The following is a 20,050-nucleotide window of genomic DNA, read 5'->3' as shown; positions in this document are numbered from 1 at the left end:
CAATCGGGACCATGTATCGTGCCGCGCCGAAGAGCGATATCGACGAGTCCGCGCTGACCGTCACCGCACCGAAGACCGAGGCCGCGGGTGTCAAGGCGGTCACCGTCGCACTGGAGCGCGCCGTCGAGGAGATGGGCGTGGTGCGCACCGCGCGCACGCTGGCCCGGGTGAATCAACGGCACGGGTTCGACTGTCCGGGCTGCGCCTGGCCGGAACCGACCGGTCGGCGTCGCCCTGCGGAGTTCTGCGAGAACGGCGCCAAGGCCGTCGCCGAGGAGGCGACCCTGCGCACCGTCACCCCCGCGTTCTTCGCCCAGCACTCCCTCGAGGACCTGGCCGGCAAGTCCGGCTACTGGCTCGGCCAGCAGGGCCGCCTCACCCACCCCATGGTGCTGCGCGAGGGCGAGGACCACTACTCCCCGATCGGCTGGGACGAGGCCTACCGCCTCATCGCCGACACCCTGCGCGGCCTGGACTCCCCCGACGAGGCCGTCTTCTACACCTCCGGCCGCACCGCCAACGAGACCGCGTTCCTCTACCAGTTGCTGGTCCGCAGCTTCGGCACCAACAACCTGCCCGACTGCTCCAACATGTGCCACGAATCCTCGGGCACCGCGCTGACCGGCTCGATCGGCATCGGCAAGGGCTCGGTCACCATCGACGACTTCTCCCAGGCCGACCTCATCATCGTGGCCGGGCAGAACCCCGGCACCAACCATCCGCGCATGCTGTCCGCGCTCGGCGAGGCCAAGGCGCACGGGGCGACGGTCATCGCGGTCAACCCGCTGCCGGAGACCGGGCTCATCGGCTTCAAGGACCCGCAGACCGTCAAGGGCTTCACCGGCGGCATCACCATCGCCGACGATTTCCTGCAGATCCGCTTGGGCGGCGATATGGCCCTGTTCCAGGGCCTGGCCAAGCTGCTGTTCGAGGCCGAGGACCGCGCGCCCGGCACGGTCGTGGACCGCGCCTTCGTCGATACGCACACCGCGAGCTTCGCCGAATACGAAAAGCAGATGCGCGCGGTCGATCTCGGCATCGTCGAGCAGGCCACCGGCCTCAGCCGCGCAGACCTGGACCGCACCGCGAAGCTGCTGGCCGAATCGAAGGCCACCATCATCTGCTGGGCCATGGGCCTCACCCAGCAGGTGCACGGCGTCGCCACCATCGAGGAGGCCACCAACCTGCTGTTGCTGCGCGGCATGATCGGCAAGCCGGGTGCGGGCGTGTGCCCGGTGCGCGGCCACTCCAATGTCCAGGGCGACCGCACCATGGGCATCTGGGAGAAGATGCCCGACGCCTTCCTCGACGCCCTGGACCGTGAATTCGGCATCACCAGCCCGCGCGAACACGGCTGGGACACCGTCAACGCCATCCGGGCCATGCGCGACGGCCGCGGCACGGTGTTCTTCGGCATGGGCGGCAACTTCGTCTCCGCCACCCCCGACACCGAGGTCACCGAGGCCGCACTGCGCAATTGCGCACTGACCGTGCAGGTGTCGACCAAACTCAACCGCAGCCACGTGGTGCACGGGCGCACCGCCCTGATCCTGCCCACCCTGGGCCGCACGGACGCGGACCTGCAGGACGGTGTGCGCCAGCAGGTTTCGGTCGAGGACTCGATGTCCATGGTGCACCTGTCCACCGGCCGGCTGGACCCGGTGAGCGACCAGCTGCGCAGCGAGGTCGCCATCGTGTGCGAGCTGGCCGAGGCCGTGTTCGGTCCGGGCCACTCCGTGCCATGGGGCGAGTTCCGACGCGACTACGACAAGATCCGCGATGCCATCGCCCGGGTGGTGCCCGGCTGCGCCGATTACAATCGGAAAGTGCGCGGCCGCAACGGCTTCCAGCTCCCACACCCGCCACGCGACGCCCGCGAATTCCGGACCGCCACCGGCAAGGCCAATTTCGCGGTCAACGACCTGCACTGGCTGCCGGTCCCCGAGGGCCGGCTCATCCTGCAGACCCTGCGCAGCCACGACCAGTACAACACCACCATCTACGGCCTCGACGACCGCTACCGCGGCATCCACAACGGGCGGCGCGTGGTGCTGATCCATCCAGAAGACATCACCGCCCTCGGTTTCGCCGAGGACGACCTGGTGGACGTCATCTCCGAGTTCGACGACGGCACCGAGCGCAGCGTCACCGGCTTCCGCCTGGTCGCCTACCCGACCCCGCGCGGAAATGCCGCCGCCTACTACCCCGAGACCAACCCCCTGATCCCGCTGGACCACGTCGCCCGGCGCTCCAATACGCCCGTTTCCAAAGCGGTCACCATCCGCCTGGAACGCCACACCCACACGGTCGCATGAGCAGGGTCACCGCGCGCCGCCGCACCGTGCGCATCTCGCCCAGCGGCACCGTCACCCGGCCCGATACCCTTGCCGTGGAGGAACCGCTCGAAATCCGCACGGGCGGGCAGTCGCTGACGATCACGATGCGCACCCCCGGCGCGGATATCGACCTCGTGCACGGCTTCCTCTACGCCGAGGGCATCATCGACTCGGCCGAGGACATCGTCAGCGCCCGTTACTGCGCCGGTACCGACGAGAACGGGCAGAACACCTACAACGTGCTGGACATTCAGCTCCGGACCCCGGTCCCGGTGCAGCCCAGGCCCTTTCTGACCAACAGTTCGTGCGGATTGTGCGGCAAGACCGCCCTGGACGAGGTGCGCACCCGGATCCGGCACGCCATGCCCGCGAATTCGCCCCGCATCGACGTGCACACCCTCGCCAAGCTGCCCGACGAACTGCGTTCCCGCCAGCAGGTTTTCGACGCCACCGGCGGGCTGCACGCGGCGGGCCTGTTCACCCCCGAGGGTGAGGCGCTGGCGGTGCGCGAGGACATCGGCCGGCACAATGCCGTGGACAAGCTGGTCGGCTGGGCGATCCGCGAGAGTCGGCTCCCCGCACACGATCTCGTCCTCATGGTCAGCGGCCGCGCCTCCTTCGAGCTGGTCCAGAAGGCCATCATGGCGGGCATTCCGGTCATGGGCGCGGTGTCCGCCCCCAGCTCGCTGGCCGTGGATCTCGCCGCCGACGCCGGCCTCACCCTGGTCGGCTTCCTGCGCGGCGAAACCATGAATGTGTACACCGGTGAGGACCGTCTCGCGATGTGATCGCCGCCCGTTCCACAGGGTGAGGCAGCGGGGTTCTTTCGCGCGTTCCGGCTGTTACGCTCCGCAATAGAACACGTTTCAATTCTTGATGGGAGTCATCCATGGCAGCGCAGCCCCGCGATGTGGTCGAGCAGTACGTGAAGCTGGTGGCCACCGGGCCCACGTCGGCGATCGTGGACCTGTACGCCGAGGACGCGGTGGTCGAGGATCCGATCGGGACGCCGGAGCGCCGCGGCCACGAGGCCATCGGCGAGATGTACAAGGCCCTGGAGAACCTCGACCGCGAGACCGAACTGCACACCGTCAAGGTGGCGGGCAACAAGGTGGCGGCGTCCTTCACCCTCGTCACCGTGTCCAACGGGCACCGCATGACCCTCTCGCCCATCGATGTGATGGAGCTGAACGACGAGGGCAAGATCATCAGCATGAAGGCCTACTGGGGTCCGGACGACATGAAGATGGAGCAGATCTGACCCACGGGGTTGTCCCCTCCCGCTCCCCGAATTACGGTGGCAGCACAGTGATTCGGCGAGGGCGGGAGGGCCTGTGCGGATCTCGTTGCGCGGCACCGGTGACGGGGTGCGGGTCAGCATGCGGCTGGAGATCAACCGGCGGCGCTGGATCGCCCTGCTCATCATGCTCGGCGTGCTCACCGCCACGGGGGTGATCACCGGCCTGTGGGCCGTCGTGGCGCCCGAATCGTTCTACACCAGCTTCCCCGGATTCGGCCTGCACTGGGTACGCGCCGACGGTCCGTACAACCATCACCTGGCCAGCGACGTGGGGGCCTTCTTCCTGGCCCTGGGCGCCGTCTCCGGCGCCGCGCTCTATTACCGCGACAGCGTCATCGCCCGCGTCGCCGGGCTGGCGTGGCTTGTCTTCGGCGTGCCGCACTTCATCTACCACGCCTTCCACCGCCCGCCGACACTGAGCGGACTCAACTTCACCCTCGAAGTGCTGGCGGCGCTGGCCATGCCCGCCCTCGGCCTGGCCATTCTGCTCGTCGCCCCGCGCGAGCGTTTCCCGGTCCCCGAGCCCGCCCCCTTCACCTTCAAATTCCCCCGCCGCTGACCCGCCGCGAAATTCTCTTTCCCGGTCCCGATGAAATCGAGGACGTCGCCCCGTCGTAACAGGTGACCCAGCCACACCGATTTCTGAAGTAACGGAGTAAAGGTTCAACGGCGAACCACGGGGGATCAACGACGATCCTCGCGACGGGCGCGATCGGCTCCACCGACCGTCACCGACTCCCTGGCTCTCCGGAAACGGACAGCCCACAGAAGAAACAAGCATGGACTGTCGGTCACCCTCGACGGTCTCTATCCAGCACTCGGTGCCACCAGGTTGTCCGCGCCGTCTACCCTCCACGGTGATCAGCTCGAGCAGGTAATTCCTCCGCGGCCGCGTGGCGAGAGAACGAAACCGGCTCCGCGAGAGGGATTCTCGCGGAGCCGGTTTCTTTGCTTGTGGAGGGGCCTTACGCCGACTTCTCGCGGCGCTCCGGGGTCTGGCGCTTGCGCGGGACGATCGTCGGGAGGACGTTGTCGTTCACGGTGTCGGCATTGACGACCACCTTGGCGACATCGTCGCGGCTGGGGATGTCGTACATGACCGGGAGGAGCACCTCCTCCATGATGGCGCGCAGGCCGCGGGCGCCGGTGCCGCGCAGGATCGCCTGATCCGCAACGGCTTCCAGGGCGTCCTGGGTGAACTCCAGATCCACGCCATCCATTTCGAACAGGCGCACGTACTGCTTCACCAGGGCGTTCTTCGGCTCGGCCAGGATGCGGACCAGCGAGTCCTTGTCCAGGTTGGTGACCGAGGCGACGACGGGGAGGCGGCCGATGAACTCGGGGATCAGACCGAACTTGATCAGATCCTCGGGCATCACGTCGGCGAAGTGGTCGGCGGTGTCGATCTCGGCCTTGGACCGGACCTCCGCGCCGAAACCGATGCCGCGCTTGCCGACTCGATCCTGGACGATCTTCTCCAGACCGGCGAACGCGCCCGCCACGATGAACAGCACATTGGTGGTGTCGATCTGGATGAACTCCTGGTGCGGGTGCTTGCGGCCGCCCTGCGGCGGCACCGACGCCTGCGTGCCCTCCAGGATCTTCAGCAGCGCCTGCTGCACGCCCTCACCGGATACGTCACGGGTGATGGACGGGTTCTCCGACTTGCGGGCGATCTTGTCGACCTCGTCGATGTAGATGATGCCGGTCTCGGCGCGCTTCACGTCGTAGTCGGCGGCCTGGATCAGCTTCAGCAGGATGTTCTCGACATCCTCGCCGACATAGCCGGCCTCGGTGAGCGCGGTGGCGTCCGCGATGGCGAACGGCACGTTCAGCATCTTGGCCAGCGTCTGCGCCAGGTAGGTCTTGCCACAGCCCGTCGGGCCGAGCATGAGGATATTGGACTTGGCCAGCTCGACCGGTTCGCCCCGGGAGTCGCGGCCCTTGTCGCCGGCCTGAATCCGCTTGTAGTGGTTGTAGACCGCCACTGCGAGGGTTCGCTTCGCGGCGTCCTGCCCGATCACGTACTGCTCCAGGAAATCCCGGATTTCCGCGGGTTTGGGCAATTCGTCGAGCTTGACCTCGCTGGATTCGGCGAGCTCTTCCTCGATGATCTCATTGCAGAGGTCGATGCACTCGTCGCAGATGTACACCCCCGGTCCCGCAATGAGCTTCTTGACCTGCTTCTGGCTCTTTCCGCAGAACGAGCACTTCAACAGATCGCCGCCATCACCGATGCGCGCCATCTCCTGGGTCCCTACTTCCTTGTCCGCGTGCAACCGTCTGTCCCCGGCTGCCGGCGAGCTGCCTTCTTCGAGCGTAAGCCGTGACCCCTGAGTTTGCGGATCCGGCAATTCGGCTGTGTGTATCCACGGTGCCCATAACAAGCACCTGTGTTGGATGCAGAGGCAGAGCCGACAACCACGAGCAAAGGTCCCTAGAGTGACCGTACCCGCTTCGGCTGACCGAGGTCGACAACTTGGGCACGTTTCTCGCCGGACATGTGCGTGGACTCACCCCTGCCGGGGTGGCGGGGACGGCCTGGGACACACAGAACCCCGCCACCCGCCCAGCTCACTTCTGGGCGCTGAGCTTGCGGTACTGGAAAACCTGATCGACGATCCCGTACTCCTGCGCCTCGTCGGCGGTCAGGATCTTGTCCCGGTCGGTGTCCTTGCGGATGGTGTCCGCGTCCTTGCCGGTGTGGCGCGCCAGCGTGGTTTCCATGAGGCGACGCATGCGCTCGATCTCGGCGGCCTGGATCTCGAGGTCGGAGACCTGGCCCTGGATGCCGCCCGAGGTGGACGGCTGGTGGATCAGGACGCGGGCGTTGGGCAGCGCGGCACGCTTGCCGGGGGCGCCCGCGGCGAGCAGCACGGCCGCGGCCGAGGCGGCCTGGCCCAGGCAGACGGTGGCGACGTCGGCGCGCACGTACTGCATGGTGTCGTAGATGGCCATCAGCGCGGTGAAGGAACCACCGGGCGAGTTGATGTACATGGTGATGTCGCGGTCCGGATCCATCGACTCGAGCACCAGCAGCTGGGCCATGATGTCGTTGGCCGACACATCGTCAACCTGGTTGCCCAGGAAGATGATCCGCTCCTCGAAGAGCTTGTTGTACGGGTCCGAGACCTTCTGGCCGAAGCTGGTCTGCTCGGTGAACTGCGGCAGGATGTAGCGCGACTGGGGCAGGTTGCCGGCGGCGGCGAAGGTGATCCCCGCGGCCCGCGGATCGATCATGTTGGACATACGCGTCACTCCAAAGTCTGTGTGATGGGCTGCGGAACTATTTGCTGCTGCTGCCGTTCGCCTGGCTCGCGTGGGTGACCACGTGGTCGATGAACCCGTAGTCGAGCGCCTCGGCGGCGGTGAACCAGCGGTCGCGGTCGGCGTCGGCGGTCACCTGCTCGATGGACTTGCCGGTGTGGTGAGCCTGCAGCTCGTTGAGTTCGCGCTTGGTGTAGGCGAACTGCTCGGCCTGGATGGCGATGTCAGCGGCCGAACCACCCAGTCCAGCGGAGGGCTGGTGCATCATGATCCGCGCGTGCGGCAGCGCGTAGCGCTTGCCCTTGGTGCCGGCGGCGAGCAGGAACTGCCCCATGGAGGCGGCCAGGCCCATGCCGACCGTGCGGATGTCGCATTCGGCGAACTGCATGGTGTCGTAGATGGCCATGCCCGCGGTCACCGAACCGCCCGGGGAGTTGATGTAGAGCGAGATGTCCTTGGTCGGGTCCTCGGCCGACAGCAAGAGGATCTGCGCGCACAGCTTGTTGGCGATGTCGTCGTCGACCTGAGTGCCCAGGAAGATGATGCGCTCGCGCAGCAGGCGCTCGTACACCGAATCACTGAGGTTCAGACCAGCAGTCGCGGATGTCATGCGCACCCCTGCCTGATGAATTGTCACGGATACCTGCCCTCTCTCAACGGCTCGGTTAACAAGCCCCTACTGATTCGCTGACACAAACCCTAACGAAGCAGGGCGGCACCGAACTCCCGGTACCGCCCTGCTTCGCTCACAGCGCAAACTTACGTCAACACCTCACGTTCCCGCGTTCGGGGTTCTCGGGGTGTCACCCGAGACCCCGGACACCGGGGCGCCGGCATTTGTTACTTGGCCTCGGCCTCGGAGGCCTCGGTCGCGTCGGCGACGGTGGCGAGCTCCTCGGCGGAAACCTCCTCGGCCTCCGCGGCCGGGTTGCCGAACATCTCGGCGGTGTCCACGACGTTGCCGGCGGTGTCGGTGACGGCAGCCTGGACCACGACACCGGCGAGGGCCTTGCCGCGGCGCACGTCGGCGAAGACCGCGCCCAGCTGACCGGCCTGCTGGATCTGCTGGATGAACTGATCGGGCGACATGCCGTAGCGCTGCGCCTGGAAGATGATCCGCTCGTACAGCTCGTCCTGGCCGACCTGGGTGTTCTCGGCCTCGGCGACGGCGTCCAGCAGCAGCTGGGTCTTGACCGACTTCTCGGCGGCTTCCTTGGTGTCCTTCTTGAACTCCTCGAGGGAGGAGCCCTGGGCCTCGAGGGCCTCGGCCAGCTTGGCCTCGTCGTGGTCGAAGCCGTGGACGGCGTCGTGCTCGACGGCGTCGACCTCGGCCTTGACGACACCCTCGGGCAGCGGGATCTCGACGGTCTCGAGCAGCTGCTCGAGCACCTTGTCGCGGATCTCGCCGGCCTGCTGGACCTTCTTGACGCGCTCGACGCGGGTCTTCAGGTCTTCCTTCAGCTCGTCGATGGTGTCGAATTCGCTTGCCAGCTGGGCGAACTCGTCATCGGCCTCGGGCAGCTCGCGCTCCTTGACCGACTGCACGGTCACGGTGATGACGGATTCCTTGCCGGCGTGCTCACCGGCGACCAGCGTGGAGGTGAAGTCCTTGGACTCGCCCTCCTTCAGGTCGATCAGGGCTTCGTCCAGGCCCTCGATGAGTTGGCCGGAGCCGACCTCGTGGGACAGGCCGGTGGTGGAGGCCTCTTCGACGGTCTCGCCGTCGACGGTGGCGGACAGGTCGATGGAGACGAAGTCGCCGTTCTCGATGGCGCGCTCGACCGACTTCAGGGTGCCGAAGCGCTGACGCAGCGACTGCAGCTGCTCGTCGATGTCCTCATCGGTGATCTCGATCGGGTCGACCGAGACGGCGATGGAGGAGAACTCCGGCAGGGTGATCTCCGGCCGGATGTCGACCTCGGCGGTGAAGGCCAGCTCCTCGCCGTCTTCGATCTTGGTGATCTCGATTTCCGGCTGGCCGATGACCTTGGCCTCGGTGGCGATGACAGCCTCGCTGTAGCGCTTGGGCAGCACATCGTTGACGACCTGCTCCAGCACGGCGCCGCGGCCGATACGGGCCTCGAGAAGCTTGGCCGGCGCCTTGCCCGGACGGAAGCCCGGGATCCGGACCTGCTGCGCGAGAGCCTTGTACGCGCGGTCGAAGTCCGGCTTCAGCTCCTCGAAGGGCACCTCGACATTGATGCGGACCCGAGTCGGGCTCAGCTGCTCGACGGTGCTCTTCACGGACATGCTCCTTGTTCGTAGTTCATGGTTGACGTCTAGGTTCCCCCCGAACGCATCCCGACCAGGTTAGTTGACGGCCCGACGGGCCGTGTAACCGGTCACTGCACGGGGCATCGCGACGCCGGTCGGTCGACCGGTCGCCCTGGTACCCGAGGTTCGGGGGTCTAGCTACCGACCTTGACGGCGTCGGTGACGAAGACCAGCGTTTCGTACGGTTTCATGCCGTGGCCGCCCGCGCCGTAGCCGAGGTCCGGCGGGACGATGAGCAGCCGGCGCGCGCCCTGCTGGACGCCGACCAGGCCCTGGTCCCAGCCCTTGATGACCTTGCCCGCGCCGAGCGGCAGCTCGAAGGGCTCGCCGCGAGTGAAGGAACTGTCGAGGACCTTCTTGTCCGACCATGTAACCAGCGTGTAGTTCATGGTCAGCTGATCCCCGGCCTTGGCGCCCGGGCCGCTGCCGGCGACCAGGTCCTTGACGATGAGCTGCTTGGGCGGGTCGCAGTCGTCCGGGATGGTGATCTTGGGAGCCTGCCCGAAGCCGCCGTCGACCTTGATGTCGTCGGCCGTGCACTCGCGGCCCTTGCTCTGGGTCGTGGTGGCGACGGCCGCGCTGGGCGTGGCCTTGGCCGTGGTGGTCGACTCCGCCTTGTTGTCACTGCTGCTGCCGCATCCCGCGGCCAGCATCGTGGCGGCCGCGACCGCACCGATCACACCGACCTTGCCCACCAAGCGCATTCCCGCTCCTGTCCGTCAGTCCGGATTGCCGCACGGATTGCGACGCCGCGCCGAACCTACACGCCGGGATCGTTGTTCGCCGGGGAGGGCGCGGCCGAGCGGATGCCGAATCGGCGATCCGCGGGCTCAGCGATCGGTGACCAGCAGCGTGTACTGTGCCGCGGCCATGCGGTGGACGAGTTGCTCGGTCGGGGCGGAGACCTGCGCCAGGTAGCGGCCGTCCAGGACGAGGCAGGTGTATTCGCCTTCGCGCGCTGCGGGATTCGAGCCGGGACCCCGCAGGCAGACCGCGTCCGGGACGCCGTCCGGCGGGGTCGTGACGGACACGCCGGCACTGGGCTCGGACAGTCGGTTCAGCGCGTGCCGGGCGGCCACGGCGTCGGGGAAGCGGAGCAGCCGAGCCGAATCCGTGACGGCGATGCTCTCGACCGGGATGCGCGGGTCCGCGCCGGACCTGTTGACCCACAGCTCGGCGAGGACGGGGCCGTAGACGATGCCGCGGGCGCTGCGGTGTCCGCCCCAACCGGCGATGGGTTGCTGCACATCGTGGAAGAGCTCGGGATACGGCCATTTCCCCGGGTCGGCGGGCAGCAGCCGACTCAGCATGCCGCCGGGATCCAGCGGGAGCGCGGACAGTTCCTCGGCCGGTGTCGGCGTGAAGGCGTCCAGCTTCGGCAGTTCGGCGTCGAGGGTGGCCTCGGCCAGCTGCTTCAGGGCCGCCAGATCCGTGGCCGGATGGGTGACGAACAGCGTCACCACGAACGGGCCATGGGCGAGGGTGACCGCCATCGTCGGCACGAAGGTGCGCCAATGACCGTGTGTCGCAAAGTATTCGGAGAAGGGTACGACGACATTGTCGTGGTTGACGTCGAAGTCGCGCCCATCTATCTCGCGGGCCGCGTCGATGGCCGTCATATTGTCCCGCATGCGCAGGACGGTGAGGCGCACCGAACGGGCCGTGCCGATCTCCGGGATGCCGGTCGGATCGTCGGTGCCGCCGATGCTGAATCCGGCCAGCATGCCGTGTGCGGCCAGGGTGGCGCGGGTGGCGTCGGCGAGGATTCCGACGGCGTCCTCCGGGGTGGGTACCGGAATGGCCGCGGTCTGCGTCAGGGCCGGATCGACGGCGCGCGGCGCGATGACGGCGTCCGCCATCCGCACCGATTCCATCAGCCGCCCATAGGCTTCCCCGGCCGCCCCCGGCGCGACGAGCGGCCGCCCGCTGTAGCCGCCGAGATCCAGTGCCCCCACCTGCGGCGTCGCCGCCCGTGGTGCCCCGGCGATCGCGCAGGCACTGACCAGTGCCGCGACCGCCACGAGCGATGCGGCGTGCACACGCCGACGGGTCGAATCGAATCGGTGCATGCCGCCACCGCCTGTCACACAGCTCCCCGCCCGGGTCCCAGCTCTCCGATCACGGTGAGCCCGAACGGCGTTTCGCCCCGGCCCCTCGGATCGCCGGCGAAAACATCCCCCGGACACCTGTTTTCGAGTGTGAGCGCGATCGTGTTGCCCGGCAAGCCCCCTACACTGAGGGGTCCGCACCCGTCGCTGATATCGGCGCAGGTCGAGACGGAAATGTATTTGCGGGCGCTCTCGGCCTACGGGAGCATCTCAGGATGCTGTTGACGATTTCTTGTACACGACCCGAGGGCGCCGACTGGCCGGCCTCCGATCTGGGGTACCTGCTGCACAAGAATCCTTCGCGCATGCAGACTTTCGAGCAGTCCTACGGCATCGCGCACGTGCTCTACCCGGAGGCGGGCGACGACCGGTGCACGGCCGCGCTGCTGCTGGAGATCGATCCGGTACGGCTGGTGCGCGGAAAGTCCAAGAGCACCCTCGAATTCAGCCTGGGGCAGTATGTGAACGATCGCCCGTACGCTGCGTCTTCGCTGGTGTCCGTGGCCATTTCGACGGTGTTCGGCACCGCCTTGCACGGCCGCTGCAAGCAGCGTCCCGAGCTGGCCGAGACCGCGCTCCCGCTGCGCATCGAACTCCCGGCCGTCCCCTGCAAGGGCGGGGCCGAGTACGCCGAGCGGGTCTTCGCGCCCCTGGGCTGGACCGTCGTGGCCACTGCCCTCCCCCTGGATCCGGCCTTCCCGGACTGGGGCGATTCCCATTACCTGCGGCTCGAACTCACCGGAACGCAGCGCCTGTCCGACGCGCTGTCGCACCTCTATGTCCTGCTGCCCGTCCTCGACGGCAGCAAGCACTACTGGCTCGACACCGCCGAAATCGACAAGCTCCTCCGCTTCGGCGAGGGCTGGCTCACCACCCACCCGGACCGCGAGTGGATCACCCGCCGCTATCTGACCCGCCGCCACACTCTGGTCCGCGCCGCGCTCGCCCGCCTCGCCGAGCTGGACGACGCCGATCCGGAGGAACTCGGCGCGATCGAGCACGATTTCGACGACGAGGGGACCGGTGTCGAGAGCACATCCTCCGCACCGAGCCTTGGCGACGAAGTCTCCTCTGCCGCAACGGAGCTCACGGCCACGAGTTCGCTCGCCGGCGAGAATTCGGGCGCCGCGCGTCTGCCCGGTTCGGCGAGCAGAGCCGCCACCATCGGAGCGGGTGCAGTGATATCAGCCCACGCCGCCGACCTCGGCCCGGCCTCCGGTGGGACCGGCGATCCGGTCCCGGCGACCGATCCGCGGGTGGAGGCTTCCTGTTCCGCGGAGGCCGGCGAACGCGGCCCATCGCTGGCGGTATTGCGGCGGGCGGCCGTGCATCGGGCGCTGTTGTCGACCGGGGCGAGCCGGGTGCTCGATCTCGGGTGCGGGCAGGGGGCGTTGCTGCTGGAGCTGGTGGCGGACCGGGCGTTCACGGAGATCGTCGGGATCGATGTGTCGATGCGCGAGTTGAAGATCGCGGCGCGGCGGCTGCGGCGGGTACGGGAGTGGCAGTCGCGGCGGGTGACCGTGCGGCAGGGGGCGCTCACGTATACCGATGCCTCGCTGCAGGGCTATGACGCGGCCGTGCTCATGGAGGTGATCGAGCATGTGGATGCGCCGCGACTGAAGGCCTTGGAGCAGGCGGTGTTCGGGGCGGCGGCGCCGGGCGCGGTCGTCGTGACCACGCCGAACAGCGAATACAACGTGCGCTACGAGGGGCTCGCGGCGGATGCTTTCCGGCATTCGGATCACCGATTCGAGTGGAGCCGGGCAGAATTCGCGGACTGGGCACACCGGGTCGGTGCGACGTACGGGTATGCCGTGCGGTTCGAGCCGATCGGGCCCGAGGATGCGGAAGTGGGGGCGTCGACGCAGATGGCTGTGTTCACCGAACGGGACGGAAAGAACGGCGACGAGAAAGGGGTCGCGTGATGGCAGAGCTGTCGGTTCCGGTGCTGTCGCTGGTCGTGCTGATCGGCAGCAGCGGCTCCGGGAAGTCCACGTTCGCGCACAAGCACTTCCGGTCGACGGCGGTGCTGTCGTCGGACGCCTACCGGGGACTGGTGAGCGATGACGAAGCCGATCAGTCGGTGACGGCCGAGGCGTTCGAGCTGCTGCACCACGTGGCGGGCGTGCGCCTGCGGCGCGGGCTGCGCACCGTCATCGACGCCACCAATGTGCAGCCCAAGGCGCGGCAGGCGCTGGTGGAGCTGGCGCGGGCGCACGATGTCCTGCCGGTGGCGATCGTGCTGGACGTGCCGGAAGCGGTGTGCGTGCAGCGCAATGCGCTGCGGGTGGATCGCGCGGATCTGGGGCCGCACGTGGTGGGGCGTCACCAGCGCGATCTGCGGCGTTCGCTGAAGTTCCTGGAGCGCGAGGGTTTCCGTAAGGTGCACGTGCTGAGGGGCGTCGAGGAGATCGAGGCCGCCACCATCGCGGACGAGCGTCTGTGGAACGACAAGACCGATCTCACCGGGCCTTTCGACGTGATCGGTGATGTGCACGGCTGCCGGAGCGAGCTGGAGACGCTGCTGGGCGAACTCGGCTATGCCATCGCCCGGGACACGGAGGGACGGGCGGTCGACGCGCGCCACCCCGAGGGCCGCACCGCGGTGTTCGTCGGCGACCTGGTCGATCGCGGGCCTGATACGCCCGGCGTGCTGCGGCTGGTGATGGGCATGGCCGGATCGGGAAACGCCCTGTGCGTCACCGGAAACCACGAGTTCAAGCTGGTGCGCGCGCTCGACGGCCGCCGCGTCACGGTGGCGCACGGCCTGGCCGAGTCGCTCGCCCAGTTGGAGGCCGAGGACGCCGAATTCCGCAAGACCGCACAGGAATTCATGCGCGGCCTGGTCAGCCACTATGTGCTCGACGGCGGCAAACTGGTGGTCGCGCACGCCGGGCTGAAGGAGGAGTACCAGGGCCGTACCTCGGGCCGGGTGCGCGAGTTCGCCATGTACGGCGAATCCACCGGCGAGACAGACGAATACGGGCTGCCGGTGCGGTATCCGTGGGCGAACGACTACCGCGGCCGGGCGCTGGTGCTCTACGGCCACACGCCGATGACCGAACTGGTGTGGGTGAACAACACCCTGTGCCTGGATACCGGCGCGGTGTTCGGCGGCCGTCTGACCGCGCTGCGCTACCCGGAGCGGGAACCGGTGTCGGTGCCGGCCGAACAGGTCTGGTTCGAGCCCGTGCGCCCGCTCGCGGCCGCCACCTTCGCCACCGGCGAGGCGGTGGTCCAGCGGGATCCGGGCGTACTCGACCTGGACGACGTGCTGGGCCGGCGGGTGGTGGAGACCCGCCACCTCGGCCGGGTCACCGTGCAGGAGGACGCCGCGAGCGCCGCGCTCGAGGTGATGAGCCGCTTCGCCGTGGACCCGCGCTGGCTGGTGTACCTGCCGCCGACCATGTCGCCGTGCGCCACCTCCACCCTGGACGGCTATCTCGAGCACCCGGCCGAGGCCTTCGAGTACTACCGCTCCGAGGGCGTGGACACCGTGGTGTGCGAGGAGAAGCACATGGGTTCGCGCGCGGTCGTGGTGGTTTCGCGGTCGGCCGAGGCGGCGCGCGTCCGGTTCGGTGTCGAGGACGGCAGCACCGGCGCGGTGTACACCCGCACCGGCCGGCCGTTCTTCGACGATCCCGCGCGCACCGAATCGCTGCTGACCCGGGTGCGGGCGGCGGCCGAAACCGCCGGGCTGTTCGAGGAACTGGGCAGCGACTGGCTGCTGCTGGACGCCGAGCTGCTGCCGTGGTCGGCCAAGGCGCTGGGGCTGCTGCGCAACCAGTACGCCGCGGTCGGCGCGGCGGCCCGGGCCTCGCTCGGCCGGGCCGCCGAGGTGCTGGCGGCCGCGGTCGAACGAGGTTTGGACGCAGGCGATCTCGCCACGCGGACCAGGGTGCGCCGGGCCGACGCCGACGCCTTCACCGACACCTACGGCCGCTACTGCTGGCCCACCGACGGCCTCGACGGCGTGCGCCTGGCCCCGTTCCAGCTGCTGGCCGCCTCCGGCGCGAATTACGCAGGGCGCGACCACAACTGGCACCTGGAGCGCATCGACCGCCTGGTCGCCGCCGACCCGGAGTTCTTCACCCCGACCGGGCGCCGCCTGGTCGACCTCGCCTCCCCGGAGGCCGAGACCGCCGCGACGACGTGGTGGACCGAGCTCACCGCGACCGGCGGCGAGGGCATGGTGGTGAAGCCGCTCGGCTCGCTGGTGGCCGGCACCGGCACCCGCAGCGGCCGGCCGGTGCAGCCGGGCGTGAAATGCCGTGGCCCGGAATACCTCCGGATCATCTACGGCCCGGAGTACCTGCGCCCCGACCAGCTGCACCGCCTGCGCTCCCGCGGCCTCGGCGGCAAGCGCTCCCTGGCGCTGCGCGAGTACGCCCTGGGCCTGGAGGCCCTGGACCGCTTCGTGGCCCGGGAGCCGCTGTGGCGCGTCCACGAGGCGGTGTTCGCGATCCTGGCCCTGGAGACCGAGCCGGTCGACCCTCGGCTGTAACCGACCGGTTCAGCTCGGAGTGTCGGGGCGCACCAGACCGGTGCGGTAGGCGATGACGACGAGCTGGGCCCGGTCGCGCGCATCGAGTTTGGCCATGGCGCGATTGACGTGGGTCTTGGCGGTGAGGGCGGTGATGAAGAGGCGTTCGGCGATCTCGTCGTTGGACAGGCCCAGGGCTACCAGCGTGACCACCTCGCGTTCGCGCGGGGTGAGTGCCGCCAGTGCGGGCGGCGGCTCCCAGCGCACCGGGTCCGGCTGGGCCAGGAAGCGGCCGATCAGCGCCTTGGTCGCGGTGGGCGACAGCAGGGCGTCGCCGGCGACGACCGTACGGATCGCGGCGAGCAGTTCGTCGGCGTTCATCCCCTTGCCGAGAAATCCGCTCGCCCCGGCGTGCAGGGCCTCGACGACATGCTCCTCGTACTCGAAGGTGGTGAGCACCAGCACCTTCACGCCGGCGAGGTCCTCGTCCGCACTGATCAGCCGGGTCGCGGCCAGGCCGTCCAGCTCGGGCATCCGAATGTCCATCAGCACGACGTCGGCCCGGTGGGTGCGGGCGAGTTCGACCGCTTCGCGGCCGGTGGCGGCCTCGCCGACCACCCGCATGTCCGCGGTGGAGTCGATGAGCATGCGGAAGGTGTCGCGCAGGAGCGCCTGGTCGTCGGCCAGCACTACCCGAATCGTCATGACCCGCCCTTTCGGCCGTTGCGATGCGGCAGTTCGGCGTCCACCCGGAAACCACCGTGCGGGGCCGGGCCCGCATCGAGCGTGCCGCCCACGGCCTTCACGCGTTCCCGCATGCCGATCATCCCGTAGCCGGTGCCGGTCTTCGCGTGCAGGCGGCCGTCGTCCTCGACGGTGATCCGCACCCGGTCGGCTCGATAGTCCAGCCGCACCCGCGCGGTCCGCGCCCCGGCGTGCTTGCGGGTATTGGTCAACGCCTCCTGAATGATTCGGTAGGCGGTGAGGTCGGTCAGCGAGGACAGCTCGAACGGCTCTCCGGAACGCTCGACGGTGACGTCCAGCCCGGCGTGCCGGAAGGACTCCACCAGCTCGGTCAGCTCCCCGAGGCCGGGTGAGGGGGCGCGCGGATGCCCCGAATCGTCCTCCGCGCGCAGCACTCCGACGGTCGCGCGGAGATCGTCGAGGGCGGTCCGGCTGGTGTCGCGAATGCGTTCCAGCGCCTCGTAGGCGTGGTCCGGATCGGTGCGCATCAGATGGTGCGCGACACTGGCCTGCGCGTTCACCAGCGTGATGTGGTGGGCGATCACGTCGTGCAGCTCCTGAGCGATCCGCAGGCGTTCCCCGGCGACCCGGCGGGCGGCCTCCGCCTCCCGGTCACGTTCGGCGGTTTCGGCCCGTTCGAGGGCCACCACCAGCAGCTTCCGATGGCTGCGCACCGCATCACCCGCGGCGACGCCGAGCAGGGTCCAGGCGATCTGGGACAGCGCCTGGGGCAGATCCGCCGGACTCGGCTGCGAAATGAGTATGGCCGCCACCAGCGGCACCGCGGCACACACGCCGGCCAGCCAGGCGGTGCGCCGATCCATCCGGTTCGCCACCGTGAAGAGCGCGACCGCGGTGGCCGCGGGCGGCGGAGTGGAGTACGGAATCACCAGGTAGCGAGTGACTTCCACGAGCACGGTGGCGGCGACCACCGGGATCGGCCACCGGCTGCGGACCAGCAGCGGCACACAGGTGAGCGCGAGCCCGCTGACCGCCCGGTCCATCGGGCTGTGCCGCAGATAGGCCATGCTCGCGGCCACCGGGGTGGCGACCAGGAAGCATCCGATCGCGACCGCGAGGTCGGCCGCCCACGGCCGGACTCGCAGCCAGCACCGCAGCCGGGCGATCATCCGCACGTCGTCAAGGTACCTACCCGCCGCACGCATCGGCGTGACCCGGCGCGGTGACGTGGCCACGGTATTCCCGCAGGGTGCGAGCGCTGTTCCAGCCCACCGCCCCGACGACCCGGTCGCCGATGCGGTAGAGCGCGACGAACTTGCCTTCGCGGGGTCTCCCGCGACGATCTCGGTCTGGGCGCCGGCGAGACACCAGCCGTGGATCTGGATCTTGCTGTCGTAGTGGTCGGTCCAGCCGTATGGGGTTGGTGCATAGGGTGTTTCCCGTCCCGGTTCGGCGAGCAGATTGCGGGAGCCGGGCACTACTGCTCCACCCGGATGGCCACGGCCGGGCAGCGCGCGGCGGCATCGAGCACCCGCGGCAGCAGCTCCTCGGCCGGGCGGGGATCGAGCAGGAGGACAGTGCCGTCCTCGTCGCGCTGGCCGAACACCTCCGGTGCGGCCAGCACGCATTGACCGCCGCCGCAGCATCTGTTCTCGTCGATGTGGATCTTCATGGCATATCCCCTCTCCTACCAGGTCACCGGCAGCTCGTGGACGCCGTAGACGACCATCTCGTCGCGCATCGGAACTGCCTCCAGCGGCACCGCGAGCCGTAGCTCCGGGAAGCGTTCGAACAGGGCGGTCAGCGCGATGCGCAGCTCCAGCCGGGCCAGCTGCTGGCCGATGCACTGATGGATACCGAAGCCGAACGCCACGTGCGGCCGGTGGGGGCGCAGCAGGTCCAGGTTTTCCGGATCGTCGGGGAACAGCTCGGGGTCGCGGTTGGCCGCCGGCAGGTGCGCGACCACCGTGCCGCCCGCCGGGATCAGCTGACCGCCCACCTCGACATCCGCCAAAGCCGTTCTGCGGATCCCGAATTGGATGACACTCAGGAAGCGCAGCAGCTCCTCCACCACGGCGTCGGCATGCTCGGGCTCGGCGCGCAGCAGGGCCAGCTGGGCGGGGTCGCGCAGCAGGCACAGGGTGCTCAGGGCGATCATGTTGGCCGTGGTCTCGTGCCCGGCGACCAGCAGCAGCACGCCGATGCCCGCCAGCTCCTCATCGGTGAGGTCCCCGTCCCGGACCAGGGCGCTGAGGATGTCGTCGCCGGGCTCGGTCCGCTTCTGGACGGCGAGGCGGTGGATCAGCTGGTTCAGTTCCAGCTGGGCCTGCGCCACCTCCTCGGCGGGTGCGCCGAGCCGCAGCAGCGTGGCCGAATTGTGCTGGAACTCCGCACGATCGGCGTACGGCACCCCGAGCAGCTCGCAGATGACCAGCGAGGGAATCGGCAGCGCGAAGTCCTGCACGAGGTCGACCGGACCGGTGGCCGCCGCCATGGCGTCCAGGTGATCGGCGACGATCCGCTCCACCGCCGGGGCCAGCTCGCGCATGCGCCGCACGGTGAACCGGCCGGTGAGCATCTTGCGCAGGCGGCTGTGCTCCGGCGCGTCCATGAAGATGAACCAGCCCGGCGGAGGCGGCGGAATCTCTTGCGAGCCACGGTGATTGCCGGTGACACCGCGCCGCCGCGAGCTGAAACGCGGGTCGGACAGCACGGCCCGCACGTCGGCGTATCGCGTGATCAACCAGCCGTCGATGCCGTCCGGCAGGGTGACGTGCGCGACCGGATCCTGCTCGCGCAGTTCCCGGTATTCCGCGGGCGGGCTGAACGGACAGGACCGGACCACGGGCTGGCTCCCGGCGAGCTGTGTATGGGTCATCGACGTCCTTTCCGAACGGTGGCGATCCGCTGTGCGCGGTAACAACCACCCTGCCGCCGGGACCGGGTGGCCGTCGTCGTCCGGACGTGGACTTTTCGGCATACCGCGAACGCGGTATGCCCGGCTACGCGCCGGCGAGGTGCTCGCGTAGGCGGTCGAGGTAGGGGCGCTGGCCCTTGCCGAGCTTCTCGTGGGCGGTGTCCAGGTCGAACCAGGCGGCCCGGTCGATTTCGGGGAATTCGGCGATTCGCCCGGATCGTGGCGGCCACTCCATTTCGAACGTGCCCGGCACCACCTGTTCCGGATCCAGGTCGCCCTCGACGGCCCACACCGTGACCTGCTTCTTGCTGCTTCCGCTGCCGTACTGGACGTCGCCCAGCGGAATCCATTCGCCATCGGGCACGGGCAGGCCGAGTTCTTCGCCGAATTCGCGGCGGGCGGCGTCGCGGGGCTGCTCCTCGGTGGGCTCGTACTCGCCCTTGGGAATGGACCAGGCGGCGGCGTCCTTCTTCGCCCACAACGGTCCGCCCAGGTGCCCGATCAGCACTTCGAGGCCGGTGGTGCGGCGGAACAGCAGGACTCCGGCGCTGAATCTGAGGCTCATGGCAAGGAGTTTGCCGAATCGGCGCGCGGGCGCATACCGCGGGCGCTACTGTGAGCGACACTGCGGCAATCCGGACGTTAAGGATATTTTCCCGA

General features: G+C 68.8%; 17 protein-coding genes. 6 read left to right on the top strand and 11 right to left on the bottom strand.

Annotated elements, in window-relative coordinates:
- The first annotated feature begins 11 nt into the window (after positions 1–11).
- The 4 genes from ACFXKA_RS05065 to ACFXKA_RS05050 all read left to right on the top strand — a co-directional run bounded on the left by ACFXKA_RS05065 (position 12) and on the right by ACFXKA_RS05050 (position 4,195).
- Positions 12–2,315 carry an FdhF/YdeP family oxidoreductase gene (locus tag ACFXKA_RS05065; protein ID WP_379426153.1) on the top strand — a complete coding sequence of 768 codons (2,304 nt, stop codon included), beginning with the start codon at positions 12–14 and terminating at the stop codon, positions 2,313–2,315.
- Positions 2,312–3,124 carry a formate dehydrogenase accessory sulfurtransferase FdhD gene (gene fdhD, locus ACFXKA_RS05060; protein WP_379426152.1) on the top strand — a complete coding sequence of 271 codons (813 nt, stop codon included), beginning with the start codon at positions 2,312–2,314 and terminating at the stop codon, positions 3,122–3,124. The genes ACFXKA_RS05065 and fdhD overlap by 4 nt, the downstream gene beginning before the upstream one ends.
- Positions 3,125–3,225: 101 nt before the next feature.
- Complete coding sequence (locus ACFXKA_RS05055) at positions 3,226–3,597, top strand: nuclear transport factor 2 family protein (protein ID WP_354834787.1); 372 nt, start codon at positions 3,226–3,228, stop codon at positions 3,595–3,597.
- 73 nt (positions 3,598–3,670) lie between these two features.
- On the top strand, positions 3,671–4,195 hold the full coding sequence (locus tag ACFXKA_RS05050; protein ID WP_379426151.1) for a hypothetical protein: 525 nt from the start codon (positions 3,671–3,673) through the stop codon (positions 4,193–4,195).
- A gap of 406 nt (positions 4,196–4,601) precedes the next feature.
- Here ACFXKA_RS05050 and clpX read toward each other — a convergent pair whose 3' ends face one another.
- From clpX to ACFXKA_RS05020, 6 genes are all read right to left on the bottom strand, one after another.
- The gene (gene clpX / locus ACFXKA_RS05045) at positions 4,602–5,882 is read right to left on the bottom strand and encodes an ATP-dependent Clp protease ATP-binding subunit ClpX (protein WP_354834781.1); all 1,281 of its coding nucleotides are present in this window, start codon (positions 5,880–5,882) and stop codon (positions 4,602–4,604) included.
- 328 nt (positions 5,883–6,210) lie between these two features.
- On the bottom strand, positions 6,211–6,885 hold the full coding sequence (locus ACFXKA_RS05040; protein WP_354834779.1) for an ATP-dependent Clp protease proteolytic subunit: 675 nt from the start codon (positions 6,883–6,885) through the stop codon (positions 6,211–6,213).
- 37 nt (positions 6,886–6,922) lie between these two features.
- Entirely contained in the window at positions 6,923–7,513 is a 591-nt protein-coding gene (locus tag ACFXKA_RS05035; protein ID WP_379426150.1) for an ATP-dependent Clp protease proteolytic subunit, read from the bottom strand.
- A gap of 230 nt (positions 7,514–7,743) precedes the next feature.
- Complete coding sequence (gene tig, locus ACFXKA_RS05030; RefSeq protein WP_379426148.1) at positions 7,744–9,147, bottom strand: trigger factor; 1,404 nt, start codon at positions 9,145–9,147, stop codon at positions 7,744–7,746.
- Between the two features lie 164 nt (positions 9,148–9,311).
- The gene (locus ACFXKA_RS05025; protein WP_354834770.1) at positions 9,312–9,881 is read right to left on the bottom strand and encodes an FKBP-type peptidyl-prolyl cis-trans isomerase; all 570 of its coding nucleotides are present in this window, start codon (positions 9,879–9,881) and stop codon (positions 9,312–9,314) included.
- A gap of 126 nt (positions 9,882–10,007) precedes the next feature.
- Complete coding sequence (locus ACFXKA_RS05020) at positions 10,008–11,246, bottom strand: hypothetical protein (protein WP_379426147.1); 1,239 nt, start codon at positions 11,244–11,246, stop codon at positions 10,008–10,010.
- A 254-nt stretch (positions 11,247–11,500) separates the two neighbouring features.
- On the opposite strand from ACFXKA_RS05020, the gene ACFXKA_RS05015 reads away from it, so the two are divergent.
- Positions 11,501–13,210 carry a 3' terminal RNA ribose 2'-O-methyltransferase Hen1 gene (locus tag ACFXKA_RS05015; protein ID WP_379426145.1) on the top strand — a complete coding sequence of 570 codons (1,710 nt, stop codon included), beginning with the start codon at positions 11,501–11,503 and terminating at the stop codon, positions 13,208–13,210.
- Positions 13,210–15,789: a polynucleotide kinase-phosphatase gene (locus ACFXKA_RS05010; protein ID WP_379426144.1), complete on the top strand. Its 2,580-nt coding sequence runs from the start codon at positions 13,210–13,212 to the stop codon at positions 15,787–15,789. Before ACFXKA_RS05015 ends, ACFXKA_RS05010 begins: the two co-directional genes overlap by 1 nt.
- Positions 15,790–15,798: 9 nt before the next feature.
- On the opposite strand, the gene ACFXKA_RS05005 is transcribed toward ACFXKA_RS05010, so the two are convergent.
- The 5 genes from ACFXKA_RS05005 to ACFXKA_RS04985 form a co-directional block, all read right to left on the bottom strand.
- Positions 15,799–16,473 carry a response regulator gene (locus ACFXKA_RS05005; RefSeq protein ID WP_379426142.1) on the bottom strand — a complete coding sequence of 225 codons (675 nt, stop codon included), beginning with the start codon at positions 16,471–16,473 and terminating at the stop codon, positions 15,799–15,801.
- A complete protein-coding gene (locus tag ACFXKA_RS05000; protein ID WP_379426361.1) occupies positions 16,470–17,642 on the bottom strand; it encodes a sensor histidine kinase in 1,173 nt (390 codons plus the stop codon). Before ACFXKA_RS05000 ends, ACFXKA_RS05005 begins: the two co-directional genes overlap by 4 nt.
- 308 nt (positions 17,643–17,950) lie before the next feature.
- Complete coding sequence (locus tag ACFXKA_RS04995) at positions 17,951–18,145, bottom strand: ferredoxin (RefSeq protein ID WP_379426140.1); 195 nt, start codon at positions 18,143–18,145, stop codon at positions 17,951–17,953.
- A gap of 15 nt (positions 18,146–18,160) precedes the next feature.
- Positions 18,161–19,351 carry a cytochrome P450 gene (locus ACFXKA_RS04990; RefSeq protein ID WP_379426139.1) on the bottom strand — a complete coding sequence of 397 codons (1,191 nt, stop codon included), beginning with the start codon at positions 19,349–19,351 and terminating at the stop codon, positions 18,161–18,163.
- Positions 19,352–19,475: 124 nt separating this feature from the next.
- Entirely contained in the window at positions 19,476–19,955 is a 480-nt protein-coding gene (locus ACFXKA_RS04985) for an NUDIX domain-containing protein (protein ID WP_354834749.1), read from the bottom strand.
- Positions 19,956–20,050 lie beyond the last annotated feature (95 nt).

It is taken from the genome of Nocardia sp. NPDC059228 (assembly GCF_042754245.1).
Classification (GTDB): Bacteria; Actinomycetota; Actinomycetes; order Mycobacteriales; family Mycobacteriaceae; genus Nocardia.
This window is presented reverse-complemented; position numbering and strand designations above follow the sequence as displayed.

Bases quoted from the DNA above. Each gene is read 5' to 3' on its own strand.
- ACFXKA_RS05010 (WP_379426144.1), top strand. From the start codon at position 13,210: ATGGCAGAGCTGTCGGTTCCGGTGCTGTCGCTGGTCGTGCTGATCGGC.
- ACFXKA_RS05035 (WP_379426150.1), bottom strand. From the start codon at position 7,513: ATGACATCCGCGACTGCTGGTCTGAACCTCAGTGATTCGGTGTACGAG.
- ACFXKA_RS05040 (WP_354834779.1), bottom strand. From the start codon at position 6,885: ATGTCCAACATGATCGATCCGCGGGCCGCGGGGATCACCTTCGCCGCC.
- ACFXKA_RS05020 (WP_379426147.1), bottom strand. From the start codon at position 11,246: ATGCACCGATTCGATTCGACCCGTCGGCGTGTGCACGCCGCATCGCTC.
- ACFXKA_RS05000 (WP_379426361.1), bottom strand. From the start codon at position 17,642: ATGATCGCCCGGCTGCGGTGCTGGCTGCGAGTCCGGCCGTGGGCGGCC.
- ACFXKA_RS05025 (WP_354834770.1), bottom strand. From the start codon at position 9,881: ATGCGCTTGGTGGGCAAGGTCGGTGTGATCGGTGCGGTCGCGGCCGCC.
- ACFXKA_RS04995 (WP_379426140.1), bottom strand. From the start codon at position 18,145: ATGAAGATCCACATCGACGAGAACAGATGCTGCGGCGGCGGTCAATGC.
- ACFXKA_RS04990 (WP_379426139.1), bottom strand. From the start codon at position 19,351: ATGACCCATACACAGCTCGCCGGGAGCCAGCCCGTGGTCCGGTCCTGT.
- ACFXKA_RS05055 (WP_354834787.1), top strand. From the start codon at position 3,226: ATGGCAGCGCAGCCCCGCGATGTGGTCGAGCAGTACGTGAAGCTGGTG.
- ACFXKA_RS05005 (WP_379426142.1), bottom strand. From the start codon at position 16,473: ATGACGATTCGGGTAGTGCTGGCCGACGACCAGGCGCTCCTGCGCGAC.
- fdhD (WP_379426152.1), top strand. From the start codon at position 2,312: ATGAGCAGGGTCACCGCGCGCCGCCGCACCGTGCGCATCTCGCCCAGC.
- ACFXKA_RS05065 (WP_379426153.1), top strand. From the start codon at position 12: ATGTATCGTGCCGCGCCGAAGAGCGATATCGACGAGTCCGCGCTGACC.
- ACFXKA_RS04985 (WP_354834749.1), bottom strand. From the start codon at position 19,955: ATGAGCCTCAGATTCAGCGCCGGAGTCCTGCTGTTCCGCCGCACCACC.
- ACFXKA_RS05015 (WP_379426145.1), top strand. From the start codon at position 11,501: ATGCTGTTGACGATTTCTTGTACACGACCCGAGGGCGCCGACTGGCCG.
- clpX (WP_354834781.1), bottom strand. From the start codon at position 5,882: ATGGCGCGCATCGGTGATGGCGGCGATCTGTTGAAGTGCTCGTTCTGC.